15 protein-coding genes and 1 pseudogene are annotated in these 13,494 nt (G+C 64.8%); 15 read left to right on the plus strand and 1 reads right to left on the minus strand.

The features are described from left to right. Nucleotides 1–74 precede the first annotated feature (74 nt). Both DFP89_RS03830 and DFP89_RS03835 read left to right on the plus strand, forming a co-directional pair. Nucleotides 75–428, plus strand: coding sequence for a CidA/LrgA family protein (locus DFP89_RS03830; protein WP_114348059.1), 354 nt, complete (start codon nucleotides 75–77; stop codon nucleotides 426–428). Continuing rightward, on the plus strand, nucleotides 425–1,141 hold the full coding sequence (locus DFP89_RS03835) for an LrgB family protein (protein WP_114348060.1): 717 nt from the start codon (nucleotides 425–427) through the stop codon (nucleotides 1,139–1,141). Before DFP89_RS03830 ends, DFP89_RS03835 begins: the two co-directional genes overlap by 4 nt. A 58-nt stretch (nucleotides 1,142–1,199) precedes the next feature. Here the strand turns inward: DFP89_RS03835 and DFP89_RS03840 are convergent, their stop codons facing one another. Next, nucleotides 1,200–1,520 (minus strand): DUF6280 family protein, encoded by a 321-nt coding sequence (locus DFP89_RS03840; RefSeq protein ID WP_024842734.1) that lies wholly within the window; start codon nucleotides 1,518–1,520, stop codon nucleotides 1,200–1,202. Between the two features lie 352 nt (nucleotides 1,521–1,872). Between DFP89_RS03840 and efp the strand changes: the two genes are divergently transcribed. From efp to DFP89_RS03900, 13 genes and pseudogenes are all read left to right on the plus strand, one after another. Next, the gene (efp, locus tag DFP89_RS03845) at nucleotides 1,873–2,436 is read left to right on the plus strand and encodes an elongation factor P (RefSeq protein WP_114348061.1); all 564 of its coding nucleotides are present in this window, start codon (nucleotides 1,873–1,875) and stop codon (nucleotides 2,434–2,436) included. Nucleotides 2,437–2,519: 83 nt separating this feature from the next. Then, nucleotides 2,520–3,155, plus strand: a complete 636-nt coding sequence (locus DFP89_RS03850; protein ID WP_114348062.1) for a hypothetical protein — start codon at nucleotides 2,520–2,522, stop codon at nucleotides 3,153–3,155. A 105-nt stretch (nucleotides 3,156–3,260) separates the two neighbouring features. Further along, nucleotides 3,261–3,566 (plus strand): GNAT family N-acetyltransferase, encoded by a 306-nt coding sequence (locus tag DFP89_RS03855; RefSeq protein WP_114348063.1) that lies wholly within the window; start codon nucleotides 3,261–3,263, stop codon nucleotides 3,564–3,566. A 300-nt stretch (nucleotides 3,567–3,866) separates the two neighbouring features. Then, on the plus strand, nucleotides 3,867–4,931 hold the full coding sequence (chvE, locus tag DFP89_RS03860) for a multiple monosaccharide ABC transporter substrate-binding protein (RefSeq protein WP_114348064.1): 1,065 nt from the start codon (nucleotides 3,867–3,869) through the stop codon (nucleotides 4,929–4,931). A gap of 84 nt (nucleotides 4,932–5,015) precedes the next feature. Next, nucleotides 5,016–6,590, plus strand: coding sequence for a multiple monosaccharide ABC transporter ATP-binding protein (gene mmsA, locus DFP89_RS03865; protein ID WP_114348065.1), 1,575 nt, complete (start codon nucleotides 5,016–5,018; stop codon nucleotides 6,588–6,590). Continuing rightward, a complete protein-coding gene (gene mmsB, locus DFP89_RS03870; protein WP_114348066.1) occupies nucleotides 6,583–7,770 on the plus strand; it encodes a multiple monosaccharide ABC transporter permease in 1,188 nt (395 codons plus the stop codon). The genes mmsA and mmsB overlap by 8 nt, the downstream gene beginning before the upstream one ends. 3 nt (nucleotides 7,771–7,773) lie before the next feature. Then, entirely contained in the window at nucleotides 7,774–8,676 is a 903-nt protein-coding gene (locus DFP89_RS03875; RefSeq protein WP_114348067.1) for a 2-dehydro-3-deoxygalactonokinase, read from the plus strand. Next, nucleotides 8,673–9,278 carry a 2-dehydro-3-deoxy-6-phosphogalactonate aldolase gene (locus tag DFP89_RS03880; RefSeq protein ID WP_114348068.1) on the plus strand — a complete coding sequence of 202 codons (606 nt, stop codon included), beginning with the start codon at nucleotides 8,673–8,675 and terminating at the stop codon, nucleotides 9,276–9,278. Before DFP89_RS03875 ends, DFP89_RS03880 begins: the two co-directional genes overlap by 4 nt. Beyond that, on the plus strand, nucleotides 9,275–10,120 hold the full coding sequence (locus DFP89_RS03885) for an SMP-30/gluconolactonase/LRE family protein (RefSeq protein ID WP_114348069.1): 846 nt from the start codon (nucleotides 9,275–9,277) through the stop codon (nucleotides 10,118–10,120). The genes DFP89_RS03880 and DFP89_RS03885 overlap by 4 nt, the downstream gene beginning before the upstream one ends. Further along, a complete protein-coding gene (locus tag DFP89_RS03890; protein WP_114348070.1) occupies nucleotides 10,120–11,130 on the plus strand; it encodes an aldose epimerase family protein in 1,011 nt (336 codons plus the stop codon). Before DFP89_RS03885 ends, DFP89_RS03890 begins: the two co-directional genes overlap by 1 nt. 120 nt (nucleotides 11,131–11,250) lie before the next feature. Further along, nucleotides 11,251–12,987 (plus strand): calcium-binding protein, encoded by a 1,737-nt coding sequence (locus DFP89_RS20990; protein WP_114348071.1) that lies wholly within the window; start codon nucleotides 11,251–11,253, stop codon nucleotides 12,985–12,987. A gap of 126 nt (nucleotides 12,988–13,113) precedes the next feature. Next, entirely contained in the window at nucleotides 13,114–13,278 is a 165-nt protein-coding gene (locus tag DFP89_RS20250; RefSeq protein WP_181870234.1) for a hypothetical protein, read from the plus strand. Between the two features lie 64 nt (nucleotides 13,279–13,342). Next, nucleotides 13,343–13,494, plus strand: a pseudogene (locus DFP89_RS03900) (IS256 family transposase); the annotation flags it as partial.

Raw genomic sequence — 13,494 nt, forward strand, 5'->3', positions numbered from 1 at the left:
TTGGCCGCCCGGCCCGCTTATCCACAAGATTTAAGGGATCAACACAAGAACATCGGGGTGCTAGGCTGGGAACCATGATTCCTGCCCTTTGCATCATCCTGAGCTTTCAACTGATCGGCGAGGTCGCGACGCGCGGCCTTGGCTTGCCGCTGCCCGGCCCGGTGCTGGGGCTGATGCTGCTGGTGATCAGTTGCAGCCTGCGGCCGTCGCTCGCGGGGCTGCTGCGGCCCGTCACCACCACGATCCTCGGGAACCTCTCGCTGTTTTTCGTGCCGGCGGGCGTCGGCGTCATTGCCCATCTGGGCGAGTTTCGCGAAAACGGGCTGGCGATCGCGCTGGCGGTGATGGTCTCGACCGCACTGGCCATCGCGGCGGGGGCGCTGGTCTTCAAGTTCGTCGCGAAATGGACCGGCGAGGCCGAGGAATGACCGATCCCGCCCTGATCTGGAGCTATCTGAGCCGCGAGCCCTTGCTGTGGCTGACGGCGACGCTGATCGCCTATTGGCTGGGCGACACGTTCTTTCGCCGCATGAACCGGCAAAGCTGGGCCAATCCGGTGCTGGCGGCGGTGGTCATTCTGGCGCTGCTGCTGTGGATCACCGGCACCAGCTACCAGACCTATTTCGAGGGCGCGCAATTCGTGCATTTCATGCTGGGCCCGGCGACGGTCGCGCTGGGAATGCCGCTTTACGACAATCTTCGCCGCCTGCGCCGCGCCGCCTTGCCGCTGATCGCGGCGCTGCTGGCAGGGTCGCTGACGGCGGTCTTGTCGGTTCTGGCCATCGCCCACGCCTTTGGCCTGTCGGAGGTGCTGCTGGCGAGCCTTGCGCCGAAATCGACCACCGCCCCGGTCGCCATCGGCATCGCCGAGGGTCTGGGGGGCGAGCCCACAATCACCGCCGTTCTGGTGCTGCTGACCGGGGTCTTTGGCGCGATCATCGCGACGCCGCTGCTGAACGCGCTCAGGATCCGCGACTGGCGGGCGCGGGGGTTTTCGCTGGGCGTGGCCGCGCATGGCATCGGCACCGCCCGCGCCTTTCAGGTCAACGAGACCGCCGGCGCATTCGCCGGCATCGGCATGGGGCTGAACGCGGTTCTGACCTCGATCATCGCGCCTTTGGCGCTGCATCTGTTCCAGTAGCGCAACAAAAAAGGCCGCCCCGAAGGACGGCCCAGATGCGTCTGCGGCGCGCGCAGATTTATGCGGCGTCGGCTTCCTCGGCGGCGTGGCGGCGTTCGCTTTCCTCGCGCGACAGCGCGACCGAGGTGCGCACGCCCTTGGCCACGAATTCCATCAGGCCCTTGACCACGCGCTCATTGGGGTCGATGCCGGCGCAGGACAGAACCTCGCGCCCATCGCGCGAGCGTGCCCAACGTGCAATCTGATCGGGCCCGTTGCCGTATTTTTTGTCATCAGCGATCGCGTCGTCCAGCGCGGCAAGCACAACGGCGGCAAAAAGCTTGCGGGCGCGCTGCCCCTGTTCGAAATTGAAAGCCGAACCATCCACGAAATCGCGCATCTAACGTTATCCTGTTCTTATTGCGGTGCCCCGCCAAATATTTCCACGACCGGGCCAGCCGTCAGTCCTTGCCCATATTTGGTGGCGCAGGCCGGCTTAACCGATCCGCGCCGTGATTCGGTATGCCTCTGGCTGCATGACCGCCATGCGCTGGATGCAAGACATTTGCATTGGCACATTTATCCCGGCTTTGGCAACAATTTCGCGACAGGGCCTGCAAAGACCGCCATCTTGACATCGCCGAAACTGCCTTTCGGTTGCCTTGGCAGCCAGCAATGGATATAGGTGCCGCCAATCCCGGTTCAACCCTTGAGCCGAAGCGATTTTCTCAACATTTTCATGGTGTTTTCACATGGCCAAGATCAATGGCAATGAGATCAAGCCCGGCTTCGTGCTGGAACATGACGGCGGCCTGTGGGCGGCGGTCAAGGTCAGTCACGTCAAGCCCGGCAAGGGCGGCGCATTCGCACAGGTCGAGATGAAGAACCTGCGCGACGGCCGGAAGCTGAACGAGCGGTTCCGCAGCGAGGACAAGGTCGAACAGGTGCGGCTGGACAACAAGGACCAGCAATTCCTGTATGAATCCGATGGCAAGCTGATCTTCATGGACAGCGAAACCTTTGACCAGACCGAGCTGGACGCCGACCTTCTGGGCGACCGCCGCCCCTTCCTGCAGGACGGCATGATGGCGACCATCGAATATTACGGCGACGAGCCGCTTTCGGTGCGCATCCCGCAAAAGGTCGTCTGCCGCATCGTCGAGACCGAGCCAGTCGTGAACGGCCAGACCGCCGCCAAAAGCTTCAAGCCGGCGATCCTGGACAATGGCGTGCGCGTCATGGTGCCCCCCTTTGTCGGTCAGGACGAAGATATCGTGGTGAACACGGAACTCTTTGAATATTCTGAGCGCGCCTGATCAGGACGTGATTGCCAAGCCTTCCCCGGGGGCGCAGTAGTAGAGTTGACGCTAGGTCAACAATCCAGACCTCGGGGGAGGCGATGAACGGATCGGACGACAGCACCGGCGAGCTGCGCTTGCGGATCATCGCCGATCAGGATTCCCGCGCCTTTCGCCGCAACATGCGGGCCGCAATGGACCGTCTGACCCGGCTTGAGGAGATCATGCTGGAAATGCTGTGTGCCGGGGCCGCCGGCGCAGCACCGTTCCGGCCCGACGCTGCCGAATCGCACCCCTCCGAACGCCCGGTACCGGCCGGATGCGGGACCATCGCCGGGCGCGATCCGCGGCACGGCACCTTGTCGCGGAAAATGCTCGACGATCTCGCACGCCATCACGGTCAGCCGCCGCTTTGCGGATTGTGGCTGATCGAGGGCGGCGCCGCATGCCCGGCCTCGGCACGGGGCCGCCGTCAGGCGGCTCGGCCGCCGCTATACCTGCGTATCGACCGGCATCTGCGGCTGTGTCTGGAAGCCTCGGCGAACCGGGTCGGGGTCGAGCATCTGGACGGTACGCATTGGCGAGACCTTGATCTGGCCGCGCGCAAGGACGGCAGGGGCGGGGTGGCACTGGATCCGGCCGCGCTTGAGTGCCGCGCCGGGCCACTTTCACCCGAATTGCGCCGGATGCTGCGGCTTCGGCCCGGTCAGACCCGTTCCGCCTCCGACGAAGGTTGACCGGCAGTTTTCCGCCGGACGTATTCGCGCTATTCTGAAACCATCCCGAAGACGGATCTTATTTGTGAGTTCATTGGTTGACGTTTATGACAGGGAGGTCGGGCGATGTCGCAGCCAACCATTCGCGTTACCCACGAGGACTATGGCAGCTCGGGCCGCTATTCCGCCACACTGCGCGGCGCGGATGGCGAGGCCGAACTGACGTGGCGTACAGGCGGCCCGGGCATCATCGTCGCCGATCACACCTATGCGCCGGGATCGATGCGCGGCAGCGGGGTTGCGCTGGCGCTGGTGCAAAGGCTGATCGCGGACGCGCGTGAACGCGATCTGCTGATCGTGCCTGCCTGCAGCTATGTGCGCGCGCAATTCGACCGCCACCCGGAATGGGCGGACCGGCGCGCCGACGCCTGACGCCTGACGCCTGACGCCTGACGCCTGACGCCCGCTGGTGCGGCGCGGAACATGGGCAGATCGGCGTCAGCGACGGCATCCTCATATCATTTTCGTTATGTCACCGCAAACATTGCTCAATTGACGGACATATCGGCTGGGTCTAGCTTCAACCTCAGGCGGGCGGTCGTGAACCCCCGCCGCGGTGCCGGACGGATTGCGCTTGCAGCCTTCGCCGCCGCGTAAAGGGGGAAGCGCCGGCCGGACAGACGCTGCAACAGGCAGCCGCCGCCCGATGCATAAAACGAACAGGGAGGAATAATGCTGAACCTCAGGAAATGCGCCCTGGCGCTGGCGTCCGTGGCCGCGCTGTCGGTGCCCGGCATCGCCGCGGCCGAAGGCATGGTCGGGATCTCCATGCCCACCAAGACCTCGGCGCGCTGGATCGCGGATGGCGACAACATGGTCAAGCAGTTCCAGGAAGCGGGCTATCAGACCGACCTGCAATATGCCGATGACGACATCCCCAACCAGCTCGCCCAGATCGAGAACATGATCACCAAGGGCGTGAACGTGCTGGTGATCGCGGCCATCGACGGCACCACGCTGTCGAACGCGCTGGCCAATGCGAAAGCCGCCGACATCAAGGTCATCGCCTATGACCGCCTGATCCGCGACACGCCGGACATCGACTATTACGCCACTTTCGACAACTTCAAGGTCGGTGTCGAACAGGCCAACACCCTGGTTGCCGGCCTGAAAGAGCGTTTCCCGGACGTGAAGCCGTGGAACGTCGAGCTGTTCGGCGGCAGCCCGGACGACAACAACGCCTTCTTCTTCTATGACGGCGCCATGTCGGTGCTGCAGCCGATGATCGACGCAGGCGAGATCGCCGTCCCCTCGGGCCAGATGGGCATGGACAAGGTCGGCACCCTGCGTTGGGACCCGGCCGTCGCGCAGGCGCGCATGGATAACCTCTTGTCGGCGAACTACACCGACAAACAGGTGAACGGCGTGCTGTCGCCCTATGACGGGCTGTCCATCGGCATCCTGTCCTCGCTCAAGGGCGTGGGCTATGGCTCGGGCGACATGAAGATGCCGATCGTCTCGGGTCAGGACGCCGAACTGCAATCGGTCAAGTCGATCCAGGCCGGCGAGCAGTATTCGACCATCTTCAAGGACACCCGCGAGCTGGCGAAAGTCACCGTCGGCATGGTCAACGCCATGCTGAAGGGCGAAGAGCCGCAGGTGAACGACACCAAGACCTATGACAACGGCAACAAGGTCGTCCCGTCGTTCCTGCTGGAGCCGGTGCCGGTGACCTCGGCCAACCTGACCGAAGTTCTGGTCGGCTCGGGCTACTATACCGAAGACCAGTTGAAGTGATCACCCTGTCGCGCCGCCGCGGGCCCTTGTGCCCTGCGGCGGCGTACTCCGCGTGACCAAACGGCGTGACCGTAAGAGGTGCCCATGGATGCGATTCTGGAAATGCGGGGGATCACCAAGGAATTCCCCGGCGTCAAAGCTCTGAACAATGTGAACATGACAGTCCGCCGCGGCGAGATCCGCGCGCTGGTGGGCGAAAACGGCGCGGGCAAGTCCACGCTGATGAAGGTGCTGTCGGGCGTCTATCCGCACGGCTCCTATGACGGAGAGATCCTGTATAACGGCAAGCCGGTGGCCTTTCGCGGCATCCATGACAGCGAATCGCTGGGCATTGTCATCATCCATCAGGAACTGGCGCTGGTGCCGCAGATGTCGATTGCCGAGAACATCTTCCTGGGCAACGAGATCCACACCCGCGGCGTGATCAACCGCCACGAAACCAACCGCCGCACCGCCGAGCTGCTGGCCAAGGTCGGCCTGCGCGAAAGCCCGGAAACCAAGGTGGGCGAGCTGGGGATGGGCAAGCAGCAGCTGGTGGAAATCGCCAAGGCGCTGTCGAAAAAGGTCGATCTGCTGATCCTGGACGAGCCGACCTCGTCGCTGAACGAACATGACAGCGACGCGCTCTTGCGCCTGCTGGCCAGCTTCCGCGAACAGGGCATGACCGCGATCATGATCTCGCACAAGCTCAATGAGCTTTCGCAGGTCTGCAACAGCCTGACGGTCTTGCGCGACGGATCAACGGTGGCCCATCACGACGGCATGGTGCCCGAAAGCCAGATCATCAAGGACATGGTCGGGCGCTCGATGGACGACCGCTATCCGCCCCGCGAGCCCAAGATCGGCGAGGTGGTGATGCAGGTCCGTGACTGGACCGTCGAGGATGCTGCCGATCCCGACCGCCTGCTGGTCAAGAAGGCCGGCTTCGACCTGCGTCAAGGCGAGGTGCTGGGCGTGGCCGGGCTGATGGGTGCCGGCCGCACCGAACTGGCAATGAGCATCTTTGGCCGCTCGATGGGCAAGTTCCGCTCGGGCGAGGTCAAGATCCACGGCAAGCCCGTCGATCTGTCCACCGTGCCCAAGGCGATCAAGGCCGGGCTGGCTTACGTGACCGAGGACCGCAAATCGCTGGGGCTGGTGCTGATCGACACGATCCGGCGCAATATCCCCTTGGCGAACCTGCCCGGCATCGCCCGAAGCGGCGTCGTTGACGGCCAGCGCGAAGGCGAGATCGGCAACGAGTTCCGCAAGCGCATGAACATCCGTTCATCCTCGATCGAGCAGGAAACCGTGAACCTCTCGGGCGGCAACCAGCAAAAGGTGGTGCTGTCGAAATGGCTGTTCTCGGGGCCGGAAATCCTGATCCTGGACGAGCCGACGCGGGGCATCGATGTCGGCGCGAAATACGAAATCTACACCATGATCCGCGATCTGGCCGCACAGGGCAAATCGATCATCGTCATCTCGTCCGAGATGCCCGAACTGCTGGGAATCACCGACCGCGTGCTGGTGATGAACGAGGGCCGGCTGGTGGGCGAATTGCCGACGGCCGAGGCCACGCAGGAAAAGATCATGTCGATCATCATCAAATCCGGGCACGACCTGACCGACCCCAGCGTCACCCCCGAGGAAATCGAGGCAGAGGCCGCCCATGTCTGACACATCCACCGACGCCCGCCGCGGCGACACTTTCGGGTTCATTCGCCGCAACATCCGCCAATACGGCATCCTGTTCGCCCTGATCATCATCATGGTGTTCTTTCAGGTGGTGACTGGCGGCATCCTGTTCAAACCGGTCAACCTGACCAACCTGTTCCTGCAAAACAGCCATATCGTCATTCTGGCGGTGGGCATGCTTCTGGTCATCGTGGCCGGGCATATCGACCTGTCCGTCGGCTCGGTCGCGGCCTTCGTGGGCGCGCTGGCGGGGATCATGTCGGTCAAGATGGGCCTGCCCACGCCCATCGTGGTGGTGCTCAGCCTTGCGGCCGGCGCGATCATCGGCGGCATTCAGGGCTATTGGATCGCCTATTGGAAGATCCCGTCCTTTATCGTCACGCTGGCGGGGATGCTGGTGTTTCGCGGGCTGACCATGTGGATTCTGGGCGGCCAGAACATCGGCCCCTTCCCGCAGGGTTTTCAGGTGATCGCCTCGGGCTTCATTCCCGACCTGTTCGGCTCGGGCAAGCCCAATATCCTGTCGCTGGTGCTGGGCTGGGGTGCGGCGGTGGCGATCCTGTGGATGCAGATCCGCGCCCGCAAGCAGCAGGAAAAGATTGGCGTCGCCGATGAGCCCTTTGCCTTTTTCGCCGGCAAGAACGCCCTGATCTTCATCGCGCTGGTCGGCATGACCTGGGCACTGGCGAACTTCCGCGGGTTGCCCAACGTCTTTATCGTGATGGCGCTGCTGGTCGGGCTTTACGCCTTTATCTCGGAGCGCACGACCATCGGCCGGCGCATCTATGCCATCGGCGGCAACGCCAAGGCCGCGAAACTGTCGGGCATCAACTCGGAGCGTGTGGTCTTTCTGACCTTTGCCAATATGGGGATGCTGGCCGCGCTGGCCGGGATCGTCGTGTCGGCGCGCCTGAACTCGGCCACGCCCAAGGCCGGGGTCGCGTTCGAACTCGACGCCATCGCCGCCGTCTTCGTCGGCGGCGCCTCGATGGCGGGCGGGGTCGGCACGGTGATCGGGGCCGTCGTCGGCGCCTTCATCATGGGCGTGATGAACAACGGCATGTCCATCCTTGGCATCGGCATCGACTATCAGCAGGTCATCAAGGGGCTGGTGCTGATGGCCGCCGTGATCTTCGACGTCTCGAACAAGAGCAAGTCGTAAGCCATGACACCGGACTGGATCGCCGTCGACTGGGGCACCACGCGCCTGCGCGTCTGGGCGATGCAGGGCCCCAAGGCGGTCCAGTCCCGCAATTCCGACAAGGGCATGGGCGGGCTGAGCCGCGACGGGTTCGAACCCGCCCTGCTGGAGCTGATCGCCGACTGGCTGCCAGCCAGCGGCCGGATGCCGGTCATCGCCTGCGGCATGGTCGGCGCCCGCACCGGCTGGGCCGAGGCCGAATATCGCGCCGTGCCCTGCACGCCTCTGGACCCGCATCAGGCGATCCGCCCGGCGGTGCGCGACGCACGGCTGGACGTGCGCATCCTGCCCGGCCTGTCCCAATCCGCGCCCGCCGATGTCATGCGCGGCGAGGAAACCCAGATCGCCGGCTATCTGGCCTCGGATCCCGGTTTCGACGGCACGCTGTGCCTGCCCGGCACGCATTGCAAATGGGTGCGCATCGCGCGGGGCCGGGTCGAGGCATTCCAGACCTATATGACCGGCGAGATGTTCTCGCTGATCTCGCGCCAATCGGTGCTGCGGCTGTCGCTGGGCGGGGCCGTGCCGGATGCCGGTGCCGCCGCCAGTGGCGCGGCGGATGCCTTGGCCGATCCCCATGCCGCCCAGCGCGAGCTGTTCTCGCTGCGCGCCGGCGCACTTTTGCACAACCTTGCCCCCGAACAGGCGGCGGGCCGCCTGTCGGGCCTGCTGATCGGGGCCGAGCTTGGCGCCGCCCGCGACTTCTGGCACAACCGCAAGACGATCATCATCGGCGCGCCCGAGCTTGCCGCGCTTTACGAAACCCCGATGCGCACCGCTGGCGCCGATGCCCGGCGCATGGATGGCGCCCAGCTGGTTCTGGCCGGCCTGACCGCCGCCCACCTCGCCCTGCAGGAGAAACCATGACCACACCCATCATCGCCATCCTGCGCGGCCTGACCCCCGTTGACGCCCTGCCCGTTGCCCAGGCCCTGATCCAGACCGGCATCACCCGCATCGAGGTGCCGCTGAATTCGCCCGAGCCCTTTGAAAGCATCGGCCGCATGGTGCAGGAATTCGGCGCCCAGGCCACCATCGGCGCAGGCACCGTGCTGACCATGGCCGATGTGGGCCGCGTCGCCGATATCGGCGGGCGGCTGATCGTCTCGCCCAATGCCGATCCGGAGGTGATCCGCGAGACCCGCCGTCTGGGCATGGAAAGCTGGCCCGGGGTCTTTACCGCCACCGAATGTTTCGCCGCCATCGCCGCCGGGGCCTCGGGGCTGAAGCTGTTCCCGGCCGGACCGGCGGGGACCGGCACGCTCAAGGCGCTGCGGGCGGTCTTGCCGCGCGACATGCCGGTCTATGCCGTGGGCGGCGCCGGCCCCGAGAATTTCGCCGAATGGCTGGCCGCCGGGGCGCAGGGCTTTGGCATCGGCACCGCGCTTTATGCCCCCGGCGACAGCGCCGACACCGTGCTGGCCCGCGCGCACAATATGGTCGCCGCCTATCAGGCCGCCGCGTCATGACCGCGGCGCTTTTCGACCCGCGCATCTGCGAACTGGGCGAAGGCGCATTCTGGCACCCCGAACGCGAACAGGCCTTCTGGTTCGACATCCATGGCCGCCGCCTGCTGTCGCGGCACGAGGGGCAGGAACTGGAATGGCGCCTTGACGAAAAGGCCTCGGCCATGGGCTGGATCGACCGCGATCTGGTGCTGATCGCCACCGAGACCGCGCTGATCCGCTTTGACCTGCGCGACGGCCAGCACGAGGTCCTGACCGCGCTTGAGGACGACCAGCCCGGCACGCGCTCGAATGACGGGCGCGCCGATCCGCGTGGCGGGTTCTGGATCGGCACCATGGCCCATGATGCAAGTCATGAAAAAGGCGCAATTTATCGCTATTATCGGGGCGAGTTGCGCAAGCTGCGGGACAAGATGTCGATACCGAACGCGATCTGTTTTTCCCCCGATGGCCGGCTGGCCTATTTCGCCGATACCGCGCGGCAGACCGTCTGGTCGCAAGAGCTGGACAACAAGGGCTGGCCCGCATCCGAGGCATCGGTGTTTCTGGACCTGACCGGCACCGATGAGCATCCCGACGGTGCGGTGACCGATACGCAGGGCCGGTTCTGGAATGCCCGCTGGGGCAGCGGCGCCGTGGTCTGCCATGCCCCCGATGGCCATGTCCTGCACCGGCTGCAACTGCCGCCCGCTCAGACGACCTGCCCGGCCTTCATCGGCAAGGATCTGGACCGGCTGCTGGTCACCAGCGCCGCCGAAAACCTGCATGGGCCGCAGGACGGCACCAGCTGGGTGCTGGAATGCAAGGGCGCGCGCGGCCGCGCCGAGCCGCGTGTCCTGCTCTGATGTCGACATTGTTTGGCACCCTTCCCGATGGACGACCGGTGCTGCGCGCCACGATCTCGGGTCACGGGCTGAGGGTTTCGGTGATCACGCTGGGCGCCTCGGTCCAGGATATCCGGCTGAAGGGCGTCGATCACCCGCTGGTGCTGGGCTATCCCACGCTTGAACCCTATCTGGGCGAGGGCTGCTATGTCGGTGCCATCGTCGGGCGCTATGCCAATCGCATCGGCCGTGGCCGCGCCATGCTGGGCGGGCAGGAACTGGATCTGGACCGCAATCAGGACGGCCGCCACATGCTGCATGGCGGCAGCGACGGCAGCGGCACCCGCAACTGGATGCTGGCCGCCAAGGCCCCCGACATGGTGGCGCTGGCCGATCACCTGCCGGCGGGGCATATGGGCTTTCCCGGCGCCATGCTGGTGCGCGCCACCTATCGCATCCTGCCCGGCCCGGTGCTGAAGCTGACCATCCTGGCCACCTCGGACGATCTGACGCTGTGCAGCTTCGCCCAGCACAGCTATTTCAATCTGGACGGCAGCCCGACCATCGCCGGGCACAGCCTGCATGTCCCGGCGCAAAGCTGGCTGCCGGTCGATGCCGACCTGATCCCGCTTGGACCGCCCGCCCCGGTCGAGGGCACGCATCTGGATTTCCGCCGCCCGATCCTGCTGAGCGGCCGGCTGGACGGGCCGCCGATCGACCACAACCTGTGCCTCTCTGACCGCCGCCGGATCTATCCGCAAAAGGCCGCAACCCTGCGCGCCGAGGGGCTGAGCATGAGCATCCGCTCGACCGAGCCGGGGTTGCAGGTCTATACCGCCAACCATTTCTCGCCCGGCGCCACCGGCATCGGCGGCGCGCCTTACGCCCGGCATGCCGGAATCGCGCTGGAATCACAGATCTGGCCGGATGCGCCCAACCACCCGGATTACCCCTCGGCGGTGCTGCAACCGGGCCAGCTTTACCGCCAGATCACGCTGCTGGGCTTTCAGAACGGCGCGTCCCGGCGATAGCGCCGTTCACCTGCGACCGCCCGGAATGTCGCACTGACCACACAGGCGCGGGAAAGCAATTGCTTTCCCGGCGCGGACATGGCTAGTCGCTGCAATCAGTTCAGTTAACGAGGCGCATTCATGGTCACCATTACCGGCACGAATCTCAGCGAAAGAATCAATGGCGGCACCGTCGCCGATATCCTGCGCGGGTCCGGCGGGAATGACTCGATCTATGGCTTTCTCGGCAATGATCTTCTGTATGGCGACATCGGCAATGACTGGCTTGCCGGTGGCGGCGACCATGACAGCATCTATGGCGGCCTCGGCCATGACTATCTGGCCGGAGAGCTGGGGAACGACACGCTTTTCGGCGATGACGGCAATGACACCATTCTGGGTGACGACGGCGATGACAGCATCAAAGGCGGCAACGGCAATGACCTGACCTATGCCTTGAACGGCGATGACACGGTCCTGGGCGACATGGGCGACGACCGCATCGTGGGCGGGACCGGCTTTGACCTTATTTTTGGCGGGGACGGCAATGACTGGCTTGCCGGTGGGGACGATATCGACACCCTGTATGGCGGCACGGGCAATGATTACCTGGCCGGCGAGCTGGGGAATGACCGGCTTTCCGGCGATGAGGGCGACGACACGCTTCAGGGTGGCGCAGGGAATGACCGCCTCGAAGGCGGCGACGGCAATGACCGGGCCTATGCCCTGGACGGCGATGACAGGTTCCTGGGCGGCGCGGGAAATGACAGCGTCGGCGGCGGCGCTGGCGAGGACTATCTGGCCGGCGATGCCGGCAATGACGCCCTATATGGCGGCGCCGACGATGACTATATGAACAGCGGTGGCGGCGATGACAGCCTGTTCGGCGAAGGCGGGGATGACACGCTGTACATCCGCAGCAACGACGATGAGCGTGCCACTGGCAACAGCCTTGCCTCGGGTGGCGATGGCAGGGATCACCTCTCGACATATGGCGCGAGCGGCATCAATACCCTGAGCGGCGGCGAGGGCGATGACCATCTCACTTGTTCTGACGGCACTGCTGTCCTGAACGGCGACAATGGCAACGACCAGCTCTCGCACTCACTCGGGAACGCCACGCTGGATGGCGGCGAAGGCGACGACGACCTGCGCTCCGACAGCGGAAACGCCTCGGTCAACGGCGGTGCCGGCAATGACTTTCTGCTTGTCAACGGCGGAAATGCCACCCTGAATGGTGGCGAGGGCGACGACGACTTTCTCATTACCGCCGGCAATGTTCAGGCTTATGGCGGCAACGGCGCGGACGATATCAACTTCAGCGGCGACAACGTCACCCTGCGGGGGGGCAACGGAAACGACGAACTTCTGGGCGGCAACGGCGAGGGCAACTCGACCTGTTACGGCGACGCCGGGGATGACTTCCTGCGCGGCGGCCGCGGGCAGGACCGGCTGTATGGCGGCGACGGAAACGACGTGCTGCGCGACCTGGACGGCGGCAACGACACCATGATCGGCGGCAACGGCAATGACCGGCTGGAGCCGGGCATCGGGACAGACCGCCTGTATTCGGGCACCGGGTATGACACGTTCTATTTTGAAGACATCAGTGAAAGCACCGTCGGCACCAGTCGCGACGTGATCCATGATTTCGACCCGCAATACGACATCATCAACCTGTCGGGCCTTTCCTCCGGCCCGGCGCCCAATCTGGGCTGGGGCGGCACGTCGGCGGCGGCCTATGCGCTCTGGATCGTCACGCTGGGCAACAACACGCTGGTCCGCGCCGATACCAATGGCGATGCCATCGCCGATTTCGAGGTGATGCTGTCCGGCACCACGAACGTGACCAGCAGCAATTTCGACGGCCTATACTAAGCCGCGGGCGCAGGTTCAGGCTTTGTCCTTTGCAGGCCGCGACCCGGCGGCCGGGCGCAGCAAGCTTGCGCCCGGCCGCCGCGCCAGTTCATATGCCTGTGAACTGTGTGGTTTAGCGAGAAAACGATGGTCCAGATCATTGGCACGAACCTGAGCGAGCAAATCACTGGCAGCCTGACGGCCGATGACCTGCGCGGCGCCAATGGCAACGATACGATACGCGGCTATGCGGGCGACGACTCGTTGCGGGGCGGGGATGGGAGTAACGCGCGAAAGTTGGTGATGCCCTGAGGGGCGGCATATCATGGCGGTGTTCAGACGCCGTCAATTCTCAGCCGAGAAAGGGATATGCCACATGTCGGAGACTACCATCAGCACGCTGCCCGATCCATCGGGGTTTTCGCCGGATCCACTGACGGACCTCATCCGGGAGGGTGCGCGCAAGCTGATCGAACAAGCGGTTGAGGCCGAGCTGGCAACGCTCCTCGCCGCGTTCGCTGAGGAAAG

The organism is Paracoccus lutimaris (assembly GCF_003337565.1).
Classification (GTDB): domain Bacteria; phylum Pseudomonadota; class Alphaproteobacteria; order Rhodobacterales; family Rhodobacteraceae; genus Paracoccus; species Paracoccus lutimaris.

Excerpts from the sequence above, each read along its gene's own strand:
- chvE (WP_114348064.1), top strand. The coding sequence starts at position 3,867 with ATGCTGAACCTCAGGAAATGCGCCCTGGCGCTGGCGTCCGTGGCCGCG.
- DFP89_RS03885 (WP_114348069.1), top strand. The coding sequence starts at position 9,275 with ATGACCGCGGCGCTTTTCGACCCGCGCATCTGCGAACTGGGCGAAGGC.
- DFP89_RS03880 (WP_114348068.1), top strand. The coding sequence starts at position 8,673 with ATGACCACACCCATCATCGCCATCCTGCGCGGCCTGACCCCCGTTGAC.
- DFP89_RS20990 (WP_114348071.1), top strand. The coding sequence starts at position 11,251 with ATGGTCACCATTACCGGCACGAATCTCAGCGAAAGAATCAATGGCGGC.
- DFP89_RS03855 (WP_114348063.1), top strand. The coding sequence starts at position 3,261 with ATGTCGCAGCCAACCATTCGCGTTACCCACGAGGACTATGGCAGCTCG.
- mmsA (WP_114348065.1), top strand. The coding sequence starts at position 5,016 with ATGGATGCGATTCTGGAAATGCGGGGGATCACCAAGGAATTCCCCGGC.
- DFP89_RS03835 (WP_114348060.1), top strand. The coding sequence starts at position 425 with ATGACCGATCCCGCCCTGATCTGGAGCTATCTGAGCCGCGAGCCCTTG.
- DFP89_RS03875 (WP_114348067.1), top strand. The coding sequence starts at position 7,774 with ATGACACCGGACTGGATCGCCGTCGACTGGGGCACCACGCGCCTGCGC.
- DFP89_RS03850 (WP_114348062.1), top strand. The coding sequence starts at position 2,520 with ATGAACGGATCGGACGACAGCACCGGCGAGCTGCGCTTGCGGATCATC.
- DFP89_RS03840 (WP_024842734.1), bottom strand. The coding sequence starts at position 1,520 with ATGCGCGATTTCGTGGATGGTTCGGCTTTCAATTTCGAACAGGGGCAG.
- DFP89_RS03830 (WP_114348059.1), top strand. The coding sequence starts at position 75 with ATGATTCCTGCCCTTTGCATCATCCTGAGCTTTCAACTGATCGGCGAG.
- DFP89_RS20250 (WP_181870234.1), top strand. The coding sequence starts at position 13,114 with ATGGTCCAGATCATTGGCACGAACCTGAGCGAGCAAATCACTGGCAGC.
- DFP89_RS03890 (WP_114348070.1), top strand. The coding sequence starts at position 10,120 with ATGTCGACATTGTTTGGCACCCTTCCCGATGGACGACCGGTGCTGCGC.
- mmsB (WP_114348066.1), top strand. The coding sequence starts at position 6,583 with ATGTCTGACACATCCACCGACGCCCGCCGCGGCGACACTTTCGGGTTC.
- efp (WP_114348061.1), top strand. The coding sequence starts at position 1,873 with ATGGCCAAGATCAATGGCAATGAGATCAAGCCCGGCTTCGTGCTGGAA.